The sequence below is a fragment of the Streptomyces sp. NPDC006265 genome, from assembly GCF_040613555.1.
Classification (GTDB): domain Bacteria; phylum Actinomycetota; class Actinomycetes; order Streptomycetales; family Streptomycetaceae; genus Streptomyces.
This window is the reverse complement of the sequence record NZ_JBEXSH010001195.1, coordinates 1-2,144: the sequence shown is the minus strand read 5'-3', so window position 1 is coordinate 2,144 and position 2,144 is coordinate 1. Positions and strand designations below refer to the sequence as shown.

Annotated in this window: 3 protein-coding genes; all 3 read left to right on the top strand. The window is 70.7% G+C overall.

Annotated features, from left to right (window positions below):
* The coding region (locus ABZ281_RS46975) for an ATP-binding cassette domain-containing protein (RefSeq protein ID WP_356664697.1) at window positions 1-748 on the top strand (748 nt) is incomplete at its 5' end.
* A complete protein-coding gene (locus ABZ281_RS46970; RefSeq protein WP_356664695.1) occupies window positions 745-1,536 on the top strand; it encodes an ABC transporter permease in 792 nt (263 codons plus the stop codon). The genes ABZ281_RS46975 and ABZ281_RS46970, both read left to right, overlap by 4 nt.
* Window positions 1,537-1,769: 233 nt before the next feature.
* Window positions 1,770-2,144: helix-turn-helix domain-containing protein (locus ABZ281_RS46965; protein ID WP_356664693.1), on the top strand; the 375-nt coding region annotated here is incomplete at its 3' end.

The window sequence follows — 2,144 nt, the reverse complement described above, 5'->3', positions numbered from 1 at the left end:
CGACCTCGCCGCCGACCCGCAGGCCATACGCGCCGCGATCGGCGTGACCGGCCAGTTCTCCGCGGTCGACGGCCTGATCACCGGCGAGGAGAACATGCTCCTCATGGCGGACCTGCACCACCTGCCCAAACGCGAGGGACGCCGCGTCGCCGCCGGACTGCTGGAGCGCTTCGACCTCACCGACGTGGCGAAGAAGCCCGCCTCCGCCTACTCCGGCGGCATGAAACGCCGCCTCGACATCGCCATGACCCTGGTCGGCGGTCCCAGGATCATCTTCCTCGACGAACCCACCACCGGCCTCGACCCCCGCGCCCGCCACAGCATGTGGCAGATCATCCGCGACCTCGTCACCGGAGGCGTCACCGTCTTCCTCACCACCCAGTACCTGGAGGAAGCCGACGAACTCGCCGACCGCATCGCCGTCCTCCACAACGGCACCCTCGCCGCCGAAGGCACCGCCGAGGAACTCAAGCGGATCGTCCCCGGCGGACACGTCCGGCTCCGCTTCACCGACCCGGTCGCCCACCGGAACGCCGCCGCGGCCCTCGGCGACAGCACCCGCGACGACGACGCCCTCGCCCTCCAACTCCCCAGCGACGGCAGCCAGCGCGCACTGCGAGCCATCCTCGACCGCCTCGACACGGCGGGGATCGAAGCGGACGAACTGACCGTGCACACCCCCGACCTCGACGACGTGTTCTTCGCCCTGACGGGCGACACCGACCAGCCCAAGGAGACGGCCCGATGACGTCCCTCTCGTTCGCCGTGCGCGACTCGGCCACCATGCTGCGCCGCAATCTGCTGCACGCCCGGCGCTACCCGTCCCTCACTCTGAACCTGCTGCTCACACCGATCATGCTGTTGCTGCTCTTCGTCTACATCTTCGGCGACACCATGAGCGCGGGCATCGGCGGTGGTGGTCCGGACCGTTCCGCATACATCGCCTTCGTCGTCCCCGGCCTGCTGCTGATGACCATCGGCAGCACCACGATCGGCACCGCGGTCTCCGTCTCCAACGACATGACCGAGGGCATCATCGCCCGCTTCCGGACCATGGCCGTCCACCGGGGCTCGGTGCTCATCGGGCACGTCGTCGGCAGCGTGCTGCAGGCGGTCGTCAGCGTGGTGCTCGTCGGTGCCGTCGGTCTGGCCATCGGCTTCCGCTCCACCGACGCCACCGTCCTGGAGTGGCTCGCGGCCTTCGGACTGCTCGTGCTGTTCGCCACGGCACTCACCTGGATCGCGGTCGGCATGGGCCTGGTCAGCCCGAACGCCGAGGCCGCCGGCAACAACGCGATGCCCCTGATCCTGCTGCCGCTGCTGTCCAGCACCTTCGTCCCGCTCGACGCGATGCCGGGGTGGTTCCAGCCGATCGCCGAGTACCAGCCCTTCACCCCGGCCATCGAGACCCTGCGCGGCCTGCTGCTCGGCACCGGGATCGGCCACAACGGATGGCTCGCCGTCGCCTGGTGCCTCGGCCTCGCGGTGCTCGGCTACTTCTGGTCGACCTCGAAGTTCGACGACGACCCGACGTAGCCCTCCGGGCCGACGCCGCGCGGGACAAGGCCGTACCCGGCCGGGCCGACGCCACGCGGGTCAAAACCGTAGGCACCAGGCCGAGGTCCCGCGCGACAAGGGCGTGAGCCTCCGGCCCAACGCCCCGCGCGACAAGGCCGAAACGCGCCCCCGCGCGCGCCCGCGAACCCTTGACAGTGGTTCCACGCACGTCAAATCTGGGCGCAGACCGCTCGCCCCAAGGGGAGGCGAAGATGCCTGCAGCGCGGGAGTGCCTACTCGACGCCGCTTACACGGCCCTGGTGCGCCGGCCGTGGTCCGCCGTACGGATGGTGGATGTGGCCGCGGCGGCCGGAGTGTCCCGGCAGACGCTGTACAACGAGTTCGGCAGCAAGGACGGCCTCGCCCGGGCGCTCGTCAGGAGAGAGGCCGACGGATTTCTCGCCGGGGTGGACCGCGCGCTCACCGGGCACAGCGATCCCCGCGACCGGCTCACCGCCACCGCCGAGTGGACCGCTTCGGCGGCCCGGGAGAACATCCTCGCCGCAGGCCCGCTACTGCGCCCGCTGCCAGCAGGTCAAGGAGGCACAGCCATGACCGACGCCCACAACCTGTCCGGTGACGCGGCC

Coding starts and splice junctions, on each gene's coding strand:
- ABZ281_RS46970 (WP_356664695.1), top strand. CDS start 745: ATGACGTCCCTCTCGTTCGCCGTGCGCGACTCGGCCACCATGCTGCGC.